This window comes from Fluviispira multicolorata (assembly GCF_009208585.1).
In the GTDB taxonomy this organism is placed as follows: domain Bacteria; phylum Bdellovibrionota_B; class Oligoflexia; order Silvanigrellales; family Silvanigrellaceae; genus Silvanigrella; species Silvanigrella multicolorata.
This window is the reverse complement of record NZ_WFLN01000004.1, coordinates 1-14,730: the sequence shown is the minus strand read 5'-3', so window position 1 is coordinate 14,730 and position 14,730 is coordinate 1. Positions and strand designations below refer to the sequence as shown.

17 protein-coding genes, 2 rRNA genes and 1 pseudogene are annotated in these 14,730 nt (G+C 30.3%); 14 read left to right on the top strand and 6 right to left on the bottom strand.

Annotation, left to right across the window (positions count from 1 at the left end):
* Nucleotides 1-42 precede the first annotated feature (42 nt).
* Together GCL57_RS00135 and GCL57_RS00130 are read left to right on the top strand one after the other, a co-directional pair.
* Nucleotides 43-543 (top strand): NADH-quinone oxidoreductase subunit B, encoded by a 501-nt coding sequence (locus tag GCL57_RS00135; protein ID WP_152211225.1) that lies wholly within the window; start codon nucleotides 43-45, stop codon nucleotides 541-543.
* Nucleotides 544-545: 2 nt separating this feature from the next.
* Nucleotides 546-1,328, top strand: coding sequence for a response regulator transcription factor (locus GCL57_RS00130; protein WP_152211224.1), 783 nt, complete (start codon nucleotides 546-548; stop codon nucleotides 1,326-1,328).
* 8 nt (nucleotides 1,329-1,336) lie between these two features.
* On the opposite strand, the gene GCL57_RS00125 is transcribed toward GCL57_RS00130, so the two are convergent.
* On the bottom strand, nucleotides 1,337-1,888 hold the full coding sequence (locus GCL57_RS00125) for a type II secretion system protein (RefSeq protein WP_152211223.1): 552 nt from the start codon (nucleotides 1,886-1,888) through the stop codon (nucleotides 1,337-1,339).
* 147 nt (nucleotides 1,889-2,035) lie between these two features.
* Here GCL57_RS00125 and GCL57_RS00120 point away from each other — a divergent pair, with 147 nt between their 5' ends.
* The 3 genes from GCL57_RS00120 (at nucleotide 2,036) to GCL57_RS00110 (ending at nucleotide 3,801) form a co-directional block, all read left to right on the top strand.
* Nucleotides 2,036-2,431: a hypothetical protein gene (locus tag GCL57_RS00120; RefSeq protein WP_152211222.1), complete on the top strand. Its 396-nt coding sequence runs from the start codon at nucleotides 2,036-2,038 to the stop codon at nucleotides 2,429-2,431.
* Between the two features lie 130 nt (nucleotides 2,432-2,561).
* Complete coding sequence (locus tag GCL57_RS00115; protein ID WP_152211221.1) at nucleotides 2,562-2,756, top strand: hypothetical protein; 195 nt, start codon at nucleotides 2,562-2,564, stop codon at nucleotides 2,754-2,756.
* 19 nt (nucleotides 2,757-2,775) lie between these two features.
* Nucleotides 2,776-3,801 carry an alpha/beta fold hydrolase gene (locus GCL57_RS00110; protein WP_152211220.1) on the top strand — a complete coding sequence of 342 codons (1,026 nt, stop codon included), beginning with the start codon at nucleotides 2,776-2,778 and terminating at the stop codon, nucleotides 3,799-3,801.
* A gap of 16 nt (nucleotides 3,802-3,817) precedes the next feature.
* Here GCL57_RS00110 and GCL57_RS00105 read toward each other — a convergent pair whose 3' ends face one another.
* Together GCL57_RS00105 and GCL57_RS00100 are read right to left on the bottom strand one after the other, a co-directional pair.
* Complete coding sequence (locus GCL57_RS00105; protein ID WP_152211219.1) at nucleotides 3,818-4,675, bottom strand: glycosyl hydrolase family 18 protein; 858 nt, start codon at nucleotides 4,673-4,675, stop codon at nucleotides 3,818-3,820.
* A gap of 131 nt (nucleotides 4,676-4,806) precedes the next feature.
* Nucleotides 4,807-5,019, bottom strand: a complete 213-nt coding sequence (locus tag GCL57_RS00100; RefSeq protein ID WP_152211218.1) for an alkylphosphonate utilization protein — start codon at nucleotides 5,017-5,019, stop codon at nucleotides 4,807-4,809.
* Nucleotides 5,020-5,343: 324 nt separating this feature from the next.
* Here GCL57_RS00100 and GCL57_RS00095 point away from each other — a divergent pair, with 324 nt between their 5' ends.
* From GCL57_RS00095 to GCL57_RS15150, 8 genes and pseudogenes are all read left to right on the top strand, one after another.
* Nucleotides 5,344-5,991 (top strand): hypothetical protein, encoded by a 648-nt coding sequence (locus GCL57_RS00095; protein ID WP_152211217.1) that lies wholly within the window; start codon nucleotides 5,344-5,346, stop codon nucleotides 5,989-5,991.
* A 258-nt stretch (nucleotides 5,992-6,249) separates the two neighbouring features.
* A complete protein-coding gene (locus tag GCL57_RS00090) occupies nucleotides 6,250-8,454 on the top strand; it encodes a UvrD-helicase domain-containing protein (protein WP_152211216.1) in 2,205 nt (734 codons plus the stop codon).
* 333 nt (nucleotides 8,455-8,787) lie between these two features.
* Nucleotides 8,788-9,252, top strand: a complete 465-nt coding sequence (locus GCL57_RS00085) for a DUF262 domain-containing protein (RefSeq protein ID WP_152211215.1) — start codon at nucleotides 8,788-8,790, stop codon at nucleotides 9,250-9,252.
* Between the two features lie 116 nt (nucleotides 9,253-9,368).
* A complete protein-coding gene (locus tag GCL57_RS00080; protein WP_152211214.1) occupies nucleotides 9,369-9,902 on the top strand; it encodes a thioesterase domain-containing protein in 534 nt (177 codons plus the stop codon).
* Nucleotides 9,903-9,961: 59 nt separating this feature from the next.
* A complete protein-coding gene (locus tag GCL57_RS00075; protein ID WP_152211213.1) occupies nucleotides 9,962-10,555 on the top strand; it encodes a hypothetical protein in 594 nt (197 codons plus the stop codon).
* Nucleotides 10,556-10,698: 143 nt separating this feature from the next.
* The gene (istA, locus tag GCL57_RS00070; RefSeq protein WP_152211212.1) at nucleotides 10,699-12,204 is read left to right on the top strand and encodes an IS21 family transposase; all 1,506 of its coding nucleotides are present in this window, start codon (nucleotides 10,699-10,701) and stop codon (nucleotides 12,202-12,204) included.
* A 15-nt stretch (nucleotides 12,205-12,219) separates the two neighbouring features.
* Nucleotides 12,220-12,498 (top strand): ATP-binding protein, encoded by a 279-nt coding sequence (locus GCL57_RS15035; RefSeq protein ID WP_152211211.1) that lies wholly within the window; start codon nucleotides 12,220-12,222, stop codon nucleotides 12,496-12,498.
* A pseudogene (locus GCL57_RS15150) lies at nucleotides 12,491-12,829 on the top strand (ATP-binding protein). The gene GCL57_RS15035 and the pseudogene GCL57_RS15150 overlap by 8 nt, the downstream one beginning before the upstream one ends.
* A gap of 500 nt (nucleotides 12,830-13,329) precedes the next feature.
* On the opposite strand, the gene GCL57_RS00050 reads toward GCL57_RS15150, so the two are convergent.
* Nucleotides 13,330-13,608 carry a putative quinol monooxygenase gene (locus GCL57_RS00050; RefSeq protein ID WP_152211210.1) on the bottom strand — a complete coding sequence of 93 codons (279 nt, stop codon included), beginning with the start codon at nucleotides 13,606-13,608 and terminating at the stop codon, nucleotides 13,330-13,332.
* A 173-nt stretch (nucleotides 13,609-13,781) separates the two neighbouring features.
* Between GCL57_RS00050 and GCL57_RS00045 the strand changes: the two genes are divergently transcribed.
* Entirely contained in the window at nucleotides 13,782-14,252 is a 471-nt protein-coding gene (locus tag GCL57_RS00045; protein WP_161597509.1) for a (Fe-S)-binding protein, read from the top strand.
* A 113-nt stretch (nucleotides 14,253-14,365) separates the two neighbouring features.
* Here GCL57_RS00045 and rrf read toward each other — a convergent pair.
* Together rrf and GCL57_RS00035 are read right to left on the bottom strand one after the other, a co-directional pair.
* A 5S ribosomal RNA gene (rrf, locus tag GCL57_RS00040) occupies nucleotides 14,366-14,480 on the bottom strand.
* Between the two features lie 77 nt (nucleotides 14,481-14,557).
* A 23S ribosomal RNA gene (locus GCL57_RS00035) occupies nucleotides 14,558-14,730 on the bottom strand; the annotation flags it as partial.

Below are 14,730 nucleotides of genomic sequence, written 5' to 3'. Positions count from 1 at the left end.
AATGTTTAATGTTAATGTGTTTAAAGGAGGGGTTTTCAACAAATGAAACACCACAATTATGGAAATGAATTTTACATCACAACTAAACAACAAGAATTAGTTGCTTGGGCGCGCCGAAATTCTCTTTGGCCTTATCCTTTTGGAACAGCTTGTTGCGGAATTGAACTGATGTCTGTTATGGGACCAAAATACGACTTAGCACGCTTTGGTGCTGAAGTTGTCCGCTTTTCACCTAAACAAGCCGATCTTTTAATTGTAGCAGGAACCATCACAGAAAAGATGGCCCCTGTTATAAAACGTATCTATGATCAAATGCTCGAGCCTAAATGGGTTCTTTCTATGGGTGCGTGTGCTTCATCTGGCGGCTTTTACCGAGCTTATCATGTTGTGCAAGGTGTAGATAAGCTAATTCCCGTTGATGTCTATATTCCAGGTTGTCCTCCAACTCCTGAAGCTGTTCTTGATGGCGTTATGCAGCTTCAGCAAAAAATAAAATCTGAAGCAACAGAAAAAGTTAATATAGCCAGTAAGGATAACAAGTAAGCATGAAGGATGAAAAGTTGCGCATCCTTATTATTGAGGATGACAAAGACCTCAATAATCTTCTTAGATACACTTTAGAAGCTGCAAATGATTTTGAAGTTAAATCTCATTTTGATGGGGATGGCGCTTTTGAACTCATTAAAGAGTTTATGCCTGATCTCGTTTTGCTTGATGTGATGTTACCTAATACATATGGAACAGAAATTTTAAAATCAATTCGAGATAACAATACTACATCTGCAATACTTGTTATATTACTAACCGCACGCTCTCAAGAAAAAGATAAAGTCGAGGGCTTTGAATCCGGTGCTGATGATTATATCACCAAACCTTTTTCACCAAGAGAATTATTATTAAGGGTTAATGCACTTTTAAGGCGTTCTCATACACTGAAATCATCTCCTCTAAATATGATGAGCATTTCTCAAAGCAATCATAGAGAAGAAGATAAGAACTCAACACCCATAGCCGAAAATATTGATCATATAAACAAAACAATTGTAGCTGGTCCTATAAAAATATATCCAGAAGAATTTAAGGTAACAGTAAATAATGAATCTGTTTCATTAACAGCTACCGAATACCAATTGTTAATATTTCTTGTTGAAAGAGTTGGAAAGCTACAAAGCCGCGAAGCTCTTTTACAAAAAGTTTGGGGTTATGAAGGTCAAGTAAACACACGAACCGTTGACACACATATTAAACGCCTTAGACAAAAACTCGGTTCTGCTGGTTCTTTAATAGAAACAATTCATGGATTTGGTTATCAATTGATCATTTCATAATAATTTATTTAATCTTCAGACATTATTTTTAATATTTTTACTTCTTTTAAATCATCAAAATTATTTTCTGCAGTATAAACTTGGTCTTTATGACAATTTTCTTTTCCAGTTCTTACACCATCATACATATGACAAAATACTTTTTTTGAATTGAGTCTTTGAATATCTAAGTTTTTATTTGCCAAAACTCTCACATAGGCAACTACAAATTGATCTGAAGAACTTATTATATAAATATTATCACCTTTACTATAAAAACGTATATTATCTACTCTATAATAATTATTTAACTCTCTAAAATTTGAAATTACAAGTTTTTGTCCTTTAGTTCCAGGAAAAAAACCATTTTCAAGCTTATGTGAATGCATAGAATTATATATTTTCATTAATTGAATTCTGGCTTCTGACTGTTGGCCTTTGGCTTTAAATGAAGAAACTCTTGGAATAACCATTGCTGCAAAAAAACCAATTATAGAAAGGATTAATAGAAGGCTAACAACAGTATATCCCCTCGTTATTTTGTAGTTACAAAAATATTTGTAAAATTTCAAGACTGTCATTGTATTTAAAAACCTCAAAATGCTTATCGATTCCTTTCATTCAAATTTGAATCTTTTTTCCATATATTTAAGTTTTGGCTCCTTATATATTGATATTTCTAGACTAATCAAATAATCTAGAAATATTAAGAGATGAGGAATTATTGAATGTATTTAAATGCTAATTTTCGTTTAAGTGGATGGCTTTTTCCAGATGGAAAGTGGTTTGAGTGTGCCCCTTGGGAACATCTTAAAGCTGCTAAAGAATTGCCTTTTGTTGTTGAAAAAGCCCAAAATTGTGAAGTATTGCGATCACTCTGGCAACATGAAGATGAAGAGCTATTAAGGGCTGAGTTAGCTAAAATCGGAATGATTAAAGTATGTTATTACTTAGTGGATGCGGATCATCTAAATAATCTTCAGCTTTTTAAATTACAAGAATTATTTGCCCTCTCAGCTTTAGACGAAGATATTGAATTTATTGGGAGGATAAAAATTAAAATACAAGTGAGGATCTTTCTTAAAATCAAAGATCCCGAGAGGTTAAACAAGCTTTTTTCATAAATAAACAAATATAAACAGAAAATCCTTATATTCTAGATAATATTTCCCGAAAAAGTATATAGAAAAGAGATCTCAAATATTTAAAATAAAAATGAGATCTAATAGTTTACTATTTATAACGAGCAGAAGTATGACAAACTTTAATGGCACAGGTAATGAATATAAAAAAATAAAAGAAACTTATATTAGTTATTTAAAAGCATATAAAAAATTGAATCACGGCTCAGCTGAAGGTGCTACTCCATTTTCTAATTTCTATATTTATACAACATATACGAGTAAATATTCAGATCCAAGAAAATTTCTTATGCATGAACATAGATAAAAGGAATTGAGGTAATAAAGTGACAGAAACAGATTTATTCTTAAAAGAAAAAGAACTTGAAAACTCAAAAGAAAATGTTGAAGAGAATATTCGTAAATACAATGAAGTCATATTACCTTTTTATAAATCTCAGGGTTCAACAAACCAGTTTTTAGGTGTCAATGACATTCCTATTTCATGCAGAATATTCGAAAACTCAAAGGCAACAGTAAAAATCTTACTTTGTACTGGCTATAATGAATCCTATTTAAAATATGCAGAACTCATAATGAATTTATTTGAAATGGGTTTTTCTGTGTATTGTTTCGATCACAGAGGACAAGGATTTTCAGGTCGCTTTATAGGACAAGAAAAAAAAGGTTATGTTGATCATTTTGAAAATTATGTTGAAGATCTTTCTTTTTATTTTGAAAATATAGTGAATGGACATCAAGTTGAACTGCCTACTTTTATTTTAGCCCACTCAATGGGAGGGGCTATTGCAACGCTTGCTGTCTGTGGAAAGAAAATAACTCCATATGGAGTTATTCTTTCTTCCCCTATGCATGCGATTGCTCTTTCACCATACTTAATATTGGAGTATTTAATTTACTCTCTAACAAATATTTTTTGTAAACTTGGTAAAAATAAAGAATATGTTTTTGGCCAAACAGATTGCATTCCCTTCCGCCCTTTTGAAGGAAATGATGTAACAAATTCAAAATTTAGATATGAGATTTGGAGAAAACATATTTCTGAAATTGACGATATGCAATTAGGCGGCCCTACCTTTGGATGGATGCGTGAAGCAATAAAAGCATCTCGCAGTGCAAGAAAAATGGGTTATGATAACAACGTTCCTATTCTCGTTTTACAAGCAGAAAAGGACTCAGTAGTTGTCAATTCAGCTCATGATATTTTCATTAAAAGCTGCGCAAACAGCGAAAAATTCTTTCTTGAAAATGCACAACATGAAATACTAATGGAAATAAATCCCATTCGCAATAAAGCTATTGAACAAATAAAAATATTTATTCATAAAAAAATTGAACGTAAAAAAATATAATTGCCTACTATTAATTCTATTTTAAACAATTTGGAAGTGAATTTACTCTCACCTGATTTCCATATTCTGCTTGGGCCAATTCAGACAAAAAACTTTGTGAATTGGATTTTATATCATAAATCATAACACCAGAATACTTATTATTTATCAAATATTTTGCAACAGATGATGGAGAAGGACTTAAATATTGAGTCCAAACCCCTAAAAATAAATTTTCTTTTTTCACTCCATAATTAATATAGGGAGATAATCTTCCCACATAATTGCTATGGGAATAACTCATTTCCCAACCATAATCTAAGTATTTTGCCAGTTTTTGATTTGCAAAGGAATAATAATCTGAAAAGAGTGCCTTAGTAAGCAGTTTTCCTTTAAAGTTAGAGTCCTCTTTAATAAATTGAGCAATATCTGCAAGTGAGTCCTGATTTGCACTGCAATTAGAATATTCATCGTCAATATCGACACCATCTAATTTATATTTATTCACCATATTTACAATATTTTTAGCAAACTTAATCTTATCATTAAGGTTAGTCATACATGACCATCCAGAATTTTGATGATTGCCTAATAGCGTGATTAAAACCTTAATACCTTTTTTTTGTAAATTTGATATTTGCTCATAATTATTATTTAATAAATTTATGACCTGTGGATTAAAATAAATTTCAGGTTTATTTGGATTATCGCCATTTATATTTGCAGCAAATATTGAAGTTATATTTATAAATGGAGTTAAATTATCAGAACGAACATAGCAACCAACATTAGCTAACTCATTGGAATTAACTTCTACGTAAGACATTTTTATAAGTGCATTGGCATTCGCAACAAAAAAGTAAAGAACAAAAAATGAGTACAAAATATTTTTCACATTTTCTCCTTATTAAAAATATTATATATTTAGTATTTTTATACGCTAATACTAAATAAATTTATTAAATAATCTTAATAGGAGAATAGCATCTCAAAATAATATTTCAAATTTAAAATGCATATTTATTTTTAAACTTTTTGCAACCAACGGACTTCAAGCTTTAATGCAACTCCATCCACACGACATTCAATTTCAGTCCCGCTATCTTCAATGATCTTTATTTTACGGATGACAGTACCTCTTTTTATCACCATAGAAGATCCCTTAACTTTTAGGTCTTTATTTGGTTTTACAGCGTCGCCATCTTTTAACAGGTTACCATTGCTATCTTTAATTTCCATTATACTTTCCCTATATATTTTATTGCAAAGTTATTTTGCAATTTCATACAAAATTTCATTTATCAAATTCGTTTTAAGAGTGATAGCTTTAAATTGCAGTCCCCTCTCTTCACTGATATGAGAAACTTTCTACCAGAACCACAAAACTCCATCCATAATTACTCAGTAATTGTGGATGGAGTAGTTCGTTAAAGTGCAACATCCTGCACAAAAATTAATATGTATATTATTATTTCAAAATAATTTTTTTTATGCACATTTGACAATATTAAATAAATATTCTATTAAATACAAGTTATTAACTCGTTTTATAAAGGAATGAATATGAAAACATGTCGTCTTGTCAAAAGCAGTCTCTTAATTTCAATATGCTCTATTTTGTCATTATCCGCTTGTACATCAACAACGGATGACTCTGAGAAAACAAAAATAACTCTTAATGAAAGTATTTCAATTAAAAAGTCAAAAGTCATTGTTATGCCTGTAATAAGCACAAGTAATAAATCATTTAATAGCAGCATACTCGATGCAAATTATATCGCAGTGTGGGCAAGTGATGTGGGTAAAGAAAATATCATTCCAATTCCATTCATTGCTCTTGATAAAATTCCCTATGCTATGGATGCCATTTTGGCTATTTACAAGACTATGACAGATGACACTCATTCAAAAAATGTAGATAAAATTAAAGGAACAATTGCTGAAAAATTCTTAAAAGATTTTGGCGAAAAATATGGCGATTATTCCATTGCATTCACCTTTCTCTCCGGTGATGAAAACTCATATAACAGCACTGGAACTATCACTACAAGTATGGGTTTGTTAAATATCAACTCTCTCGCTTGGAAATGGAACACTCATAAAGAATACAAAAAAGGTTTATTCCCCGTTCCTTTCAATGTTGCTGTCCAACAAACGACAAAAGTTTCAATCAATGATGTAAAAAAAGCAAATCAAGAAAAACTTTATTAAATAGTTTTATGACTCAATACAAAAACCCCTAAGTTCATATGCTAATTTAGTGGTTTTTTAAATATTTATATTTGTGCAATTGAAAAAATTCATACCAATTTTTGCTTCAGCAATTTTAAAATAACTCCCCATTCTTTCAATACAAAAAACGCAAAAAAATATTTGAATCTTTTATTTCACAAAGTTCAATAAATTTGTTAATAACAGCAAAGGCAATCGAATTATAATTTTATTTTTTATAAAAAAAGGAAAAATAAAATGTCACTCTACAATGAAAAAGAACCACTTAAAATTGCACAAAAAGTAGAAGATGAGTTTCATTCCCTTTATAAAAGAATAGAACCAGTTGAACCTTGGAAAGCCTATTTAGCCCTTAAAAATGAAAAGAATGAGTTTGAGTTTCGCATTGGTGCAACAACAAATAAAAAAGAAAGAATAATTGATTGGCGCCATCCAATAAGCCAGCATTGGTATAACAAAGTTGAATTAGGTGATGAAATTGAACTTGAAGCTCCATTTAATAAAGATATTTATGGGGCCGTTGCTGCTTTAGGAAAAGCTGAAAGTTCAGCTGGAAATTTATTTTCCCTCGAATGGCATGGTCCAAATGGCATTGCAAATATCATTCGCCTTGAAGATGGTACTTTTATAGAACTCGAACAAACACACACAATCGACAATAAAGAAATTATATTGGCAAAACCTCAACAAGAAGGTTTGCAAGATCTCATATCACTATTAACACCAGAACAATATAAATTGATCACACAAAAAACTTCAGAACCCCTAATAATTCAAGGAAGAGCTGGTTCAGGAAAAACTTCGGTTGCCCTCCATAGAGTTGCTTGGTTGCTTTGGGAAGACCTCGAAACTCAGCAAAATAACAATGGATTGGGTGCAAAAACCAGAGTTCTTGTCGTCATGTTCAATCGTGCTCTGCAAAACTTTGTATCGCAAAGTATAAAATTATTAAAACTTGAAGATAAAATTGAAATCAGCACTTTTCATTCTTGGGCAATGGCTGCTCTTGATAAAATTTATAAAGGTGAAATCAATCCTATCAATAATCAACGATTTCAGAATTTAATGAAAAATAACTTTATTACTGAAAATGAACAGACCAAACTAGCAAAATCACATGCAGGAATTTCTCTACTCATGGAAGATTTTGTCAAAGCCCAAGCCAAAAAAACTTGGGAAATTATTGAAATAAAATGCTCTGCATATGATGAAAATAATCTCTGCTTAAAATTTAAACGTCAACCCATTGCTTATTTACAAGATCTCATCGATCTCAAAAAAGAACTTGCACGACTTTTATTGATAACAGAAGATGAAAATCAAAAAAATCGTTTAGAACAAATTGAATATGTCGTTAAAAAAATATATGAACGAGCCCTCTTATACAAAGAAGATTTATTAAATTTATTTTCCAATCCGCAGTGGCTCATGAAATACATCCCAGGCTTGACTGAAGAAGATGCTCAAACTCTCGCTAAAAAACAAAAATTAATTCAGGCAGATTACAAAGCAGAAAGTGCGAAAGTTGGAAAATATATTGAATTCGACGACTACGCTCTCTTACTGAGGCTTATTCAATTAAAACGAGGCGGACTTCCTGATGGGGCTCGTGGAGAAGATGTATTTAAATTTGATCACTTGGTAATAGATGAAGCTCAAGATTTTGGAGCTATGCAACTCATCGTTCTATTAAATTCTGTAAACTCTCGTACGGGTGTGACCATAGTTGGTGATGTGAATCAAAAAATTGCACCAGAAAAAGAGTTTGTAGGATGGGATGAACTTGCAAAACTATTAAATATGGGCGAAGCAAAAGTCACCCGCCTTGAAGTTGGGCATCGCTCAAGCCTTCCTATTATGTGGCTCGCTGATCATGTTATTGAGTCAGAAGCTATTTTACAGGGAAGAGGGGGATCTTTGCCTGAGGCTATTTCTTTTTCTTCACAAAAACTTATTATTGAACACATTGCACAATTTATTTTAAATAGAATGCAAGAAGCACCCAATGCACATATTTGTGTCGTTATGCGTTATAAAAAATTATTAAATACCTTTATAACAAAATTACAAGATTTATTAAGTGACAAAAATATAGAAATCAGAGCTGGAGAACGTGAAAATTTCGATTTTAAAAAAGGTGTTACTATAACAAATATTCATCAAATAAAAGGACTCGAATTCGATTCTGTTATTGTTGCTGATGCTGATATTTACACTTGGCCCAATGATTTAGTGACAAGAAGACTTTTGTACGTCGCAATCACGAGAGCCCAAGAAAATTTCATCGCATTGTGTGAAGGTCAGCCAACACGACTTCTCACCTTCCTCGACGATCTAGATTTTTGGAAACCTGTTGAACGCTTTATTGCACAACAAAATTATAAACCAGTCGAACTCAGCGAAGAAGAGATCGAGGATGCATTTAATATTACCGATTTGTGAGGGATTACAAATTATAAATCTGCATAAAATTCTTTAAATTGTAATCATATACATACTATATTGAGAGGCTTGGCAAAAAGGCTAAATGCTCATTTTAGAAGCATATATTTTCTCGTTTTTTTATTAAAATAAAATTAAATATAAAATCAAAAGAAAAATTACATAATATTTATACTAAAAATTATTATTTACAATAAATATCAAAATAAATTTTATTTTATTTACTTCTAAGAATTATCAAATATCACATGAAGTGAATTTCTAGATCAATTTTCTGATTTTAAAAACCGTGACTACATTTTTACTTCATTCATTTCTTATGAAAGGGTATACATGCAAACAATTAACTTCAATTTAAATGAATTAAAAACAAAAATAAATTCAAATAATTTTAGAATACCACAGTTTCAAAGAAATTTTGTTTGGAAAGAAATTGACACTCGAAAATTAATTGATTCTATTGCAAGAAACTATCCAATTGGATCACAGCTCATTCTAGAAGTTGACAAAGAATCTCAGTTTGACTCCAGATCACTCGATTTTTATACAAAGAAAGATGAAAACAATAATGAATATTTAGAAGATAATATTGATCTGCAAAATCAAGGTAAAGTAAGTGGATCGTATTTAGTGCTTGATGGGCAACAGAGATTAACATCGATTGCAAGAGTCTTTAACGATGCAAATGAAAAAAAAGTTTATTATTTTGATTTAAAAAAAATGTATGAAATATTTATAAAAGGTATCAATAGCTATGAGTATGACTGGATATTATCTTTAGGCCCTCTAAGCCGGTAGCTGCGTTTTGACGCCATTTACCCCTTGTTTTTTAAAAGTTATCCATATTTTATATGAAATTTACCCGTAAAATTTTGGTTATGTGATTCATTTGGCTATGATTCCTTAAACAAGAAATGTCACTTATTCAATTAGCTGAAATTTACTGTAGCTATATATTAGAGTATGATAATGATGGGCCTTATTATTTAGGGGGGTGGTCATATGGAGGTTCTTTAGCTTTAGAAATAATAAGAATACTTATGCAAAAAGGAAAAAAAATCGGAGGGCTTTATTTAATTGATACGGTTAATTGGAGCGAAGTAGCTAAAAATAAGCTAGCAGATCTTAAGTTAAAAAATCCCTCTATAAAGACAAATTATAATGAAGAAATAATATTGAATTATTTACCTCAAAAAATTAATTGTCCCACAATTCTATTTAAAGCTATTGAGATAGAATCTAAAAAGAATGAAGAAATTACTGAGCGTGATATAATTATAAATTCCCATGTTGTTAATCAATTTAAAAATGGATGGAATAATATTATAGATAGTTTTGATATTTTTAATTTTAATGCAAATCATATGAGTATTATGGAATCTCCACATCTAGTAAAATTAGTTAATATAATAGAGAAAGACATTCTTGCAAAGGAGAATTTTTTATAAACTCAGCATAATAGTAAAAAATTACATCTATACAATTTATAATTTTTTATGGAGATTAAATGAAAATAAAATCTAATATTTTATATATGATAACTGTTATTTTTCCTTTACAATCGTCAGCCGATGGAGCATCAGCTGTATTAGAAGAAAAGAATAATAATGTAAATGAATTTAAATCATTAATTTACTCTGGATATTCTCAGTCATCAAAGTCCAAAGGTAGAAATGAAAGTGGAACTAATTTTAATGGTTATAATTTAGGTGCTATGCTTTTATATAGTATTTCAAATCAGTATATATTGAGACCAACTTTTGGGGTCGGATTATATCATGAGGATTTATATAGTTTTGACACAAGCGATCATTCAAATGGAATATATGCTCATACAAATGTAGGTTTAGAATATTTATTTTCATCTAATCATAGATTTTTTTTAACTTTTGAACAAGCATATTCAGTATATTCAATAAATCATTTTGATGATGAAACTAACAATAACAGTAACTTAAAAAGTGGTGGAAATTTAACTTACTTAAATTCACTGAGTAATAATCTTAGTATTGGTGTCTCTTTAATTGGATCTTGGCATTATTTAAATAATAGTAATTTTAGTAATTCTAGGATTGATTTTATTTTAGGTTATGATTTTTAGAAATAGTTTGGCCGATTGCGTCTAAGTAGACCACCCCCATTTACATATTAAAGGGACCACTTTTGTAGTAACCAACGATTCGTCTTTTTTGCAAAACTCTTAGGCAAGGAGGTGAGCCTAATGAGGAGAAAAGGAAGAATAGTATGGAAAAGGTGGAGCAAATCCTCCATATGTGGGAGCAAAAACGTTCCATAAGGACAATTTCAAGGTGTCTTCATATGTCTAGGAAGACAGTAAAGAAATATATTCAAGACAATTCGGATAAAATAATTATTGATGAAAAAATTCAAACTCAACCTCTCTCTCTAAATGACACAGTTATTTCAGATGTTATTCCTATCTGGGCTCAAGAAGTTGATATTGAATATGTATTAAAAGAGTTGGCTAAAGGCATAAGCTATAAGGTTCTTTATGAAGAAACAAATCCGGCTATTGGTTATTTTGGGTTTTGGCGATTCTTTAGAAAACGGCTTGGAGCTAAAAAACAAAATATTTCAATAAGAATTATTTATAAACCTGGTGAAAAAGCTTTTGTTGATTATTGTGATGGGATTCAGATTATTGATGAATTAACAGGTGAAGTCATTAAAACCCATTTATTTGTAGCGACATTGCCATTTAGCCAATATACATTTGCCGAATTTACTTTAGATCAGAAGTTAGAAACTTTTATAGAAATGCATGATAAGACTTGGAGTTTCTTTGGCGGAGTCACAGATTATACCGTTCCAGATAATTTAAAAAGCGCCGTAAGCAAAGCGCATCATTATGATCCAGATTGCAATAAATCATTCTGCGAATATGCAAACCATGTAGGTTTTGCTGTTTTACCAGCAAGGCCATACAAGCCAAGAGATAAAGCTTCTGTTAAAGGAAATATTCACCATATTCAGAGTTCTTTTTTCCAAAGAGTAAGGAATAAAAGATATAAAACTTTATATGAACTTAACCAAGATTTTAAAATATTTTTAAACGAGTTTAATAACTCGATAATGAAAGACTATGGTGTTTCAAGAAAAGAAAGATTTAGCACAAAAGAATCAAATTTAAAGCCATTGCCTGTTGAAAAATTTCAACTATTTAATTGGAAAATAGCAAAGGTTCATCCTGATTGTCATATTCAAGTGGAAAAGAATTTTTACTCAGTTCCATACCACTATGTTGGTAAAGAAGTTCGGGTGCGCCATTCAAAGAATTATTTAGAAGTTTTTTATTCGAGTGGTGAACTTTTATCAACCCATAAAAAATTAAAAGGAATAGGAAAGTCATCCACCGATCCAAGACATTGGCCGAAGGAAAAACAATGCTATCTTAGTTTTAATATTAATAAAGCACAATTAGAAGCCAAAATTATAGGTGAAAACACTTATAAATTAATTGATTTTTTATACTCACAAAGCCACCCCTTGCGTTTTTTACGCCCCGTTCAAGGAATGCTAAGACTTGTGCATGCAAATAAATTTAGCAAAGAAGATATGGAATATGCAACAAAGATGGCATTTGCTCATAAAATTTATCGCCTATCATATATAACGGACTGTTGTATATTTCATTTAAATGGTGGAGCAAAACCAAGGACAACTCAAGCACCAATTCGTAATCCAAATACAATTCATCTTCATCAAAATAAAGAGAAAATGTTTAATTAATAAGAGAGAATTAATATGTTGCAACAAGCAAAAAATTTGGCACAAAAACTACGTCTTCCAGGATTCTTAGAAAATATGGAAAGAAGATGTGCTGAGTTCGAATCGGGAAATTTAAGTCCATCTGAATTTTTATCCTTATTATTGTCTGACGAAGCAAACTCTAGGAAAAATAAGCCGAATAAACGGCTTGAATCTATAGCCAGATTCCGGCATCGCATTGATTTAGAAGATTGGGACACATCTTTTGACAGAGGAATATCAAAGGCAAAAATGAAAGAAATATTCCATCTTTAATTTTTTATATAATAGAGAAAACCTTATTATTCTTGGAAAAACAGGCGAAGGAAAAACCCATTTAGCCATAGGAATAGGTCGTCGCGCTTGTTAAGAAAGCTCTGGAGTTCTTTTTTCTTCAGTAAACTTTTTCCTGGAAGAAGCTATTGCAACTAAAGCGTCTGGAAAATATCTTACTTGGGTAAAAACAATATCAAAAAAAGTAATTTTAATATTTGATGATTTTGCATTACGACAATACAACCATGAAGAAGCAAATATTATACCAGATATCCTTGAAGAACGTCAGAGGAAAAGCATTACTATTGTTACTTCACAAATTAAAAGTTAAAATAGCTTTCTTTACATTATCCATATACTGAACACCTTATTTAGTATATTAAATTTTTTAATATCACTATTCACCTCTATTAAATATTAATTAAACTTTTATATAAGGAATTCAGTATTGCATTTCAATAATTTTAAAATTATTTCTTCACTTTTTACATTAACATTTTTTTAATTGTATATCAAGTATTTATAACTATTTACACTCTCTTTTATCATTTAATATATTTATTAAAAAACATTAATTAATCATATTTAAAAATAAGTTCTTATTTTTAAATATTTTCTATAAAAAATAGAAAATATCTATTCTAGTGGAAAATGCACTATGAAAATGTTATTTTATTTTCATTGAAGAAAAACGCAGTTTATTTCATAAACAGTATTATACATGCTCAAATTTATAATAAAATTAAAATTTTGTCTGTGATCTATTATCACCTAAACTTAAAAAATAAATTTTTATGCTATAATATATGCTATTTATTTCCAATCAAAAATTTAATCCGCCTGAAAAAGATTATATTTAATTCTTTTGCGCAATATTATATTAGAAACTTTTTTTCTAAAATTTAATGTATTTTCTTGCCTAGAATGATTATTAAATGAATTAATATCCTCCCAATATTCAATAATTATAAAACAATTTTTAACTGTAATATAATCAAATAATACACATCCTAGTTCACTCATAGCCGATTTTTTTAAAAGATCAATTTCAGTTTTAAATTCCTCCTTGTACTCTTCTTTTACAAAAAATTCAAATAAATACTTAATCATATAACTCAGTCTCCATCTTAAATATTTTCAATTTTTTGCAAATCTTTGTTTCCTTTTCTAGAACTTTAAAATCAGAAAATTGAAAATTATAGTCAATTTTTAAAATCCACTCAAATAGTATGGGTGTTAAAAAAGTTGCAGAAAAAAAAATTAAACAATTCTTTCAGAAAATTATGGAAGCAAGTGAGAATTCAAAACATCCCATCTTAATTGAAAATTCAAGTTGCTTTCTTGAAATTTTTGAAAATCATAAAAATGAAGATTCCTTGAATATTCAAAATGCACTGTCCTTTATTTTTGAAAATTTAAAAGAATATCCACTTAAGAAACAAAATAAAAATATTATGCTTCATGTGAATTGCAGTGTCACAAAGCTAAAAATGAACGATCAAATTATTTCCTTAACTCAAAGATGCGCTGACAATACTATTATTCCCAATGACATTCTTTGTTGTGGGTTTGCAGGAAGCAAAGGATTTACCAATCCTGAGTTAAATCAAAATGCACTTAAAACTTTAAAAGAACAGATACCTGATAATTACTATGAAGGTTATACTTGCCTTGAAACCTGTGCACTGGGTTTTACTAAACACAGTGGAATCCCTTATTATTCGATTTTTCATTTAATTGATGAATGTATGTAATACAAAACAATGACTTTTTCTGACAAAGAAAAGCATAATCCAATAATTATTGTGAAAAAATAGAGTTAAATAAAAAAGCCCCTAGAATAAGATTCTAGGGGCTTTAGAAATAAAGGCTGCACAGAGCTACTCTCCCACACTTAAGAGTGCAGTACCATTGCCGCAGACGGGCTTGACTTCGGAGTTCGGAATGGGATCCGGTATTTCCCCGTCGCAATCAGCACAGCCAAAACGAGACTTAGAATAGAGAGATAATAAGAAGAAGAAAGAAAGTAAAGGATAAAGATAATAATTGAAGTGATATTTTTCTCAAGCCGTCAGGGCGATTAGTAATGGTTAGCTGAACGCCTCGCAGCGCTTACACATCCATCCTATCAAACTTGTAGTCTTCAAGTGCCCTGTGAGATTTCTCTCGGGGAAGTTCATCTTGGGATCAGTTTCCCGCTTAGATGCTTTCAGCGGTTATCTATACCGAACA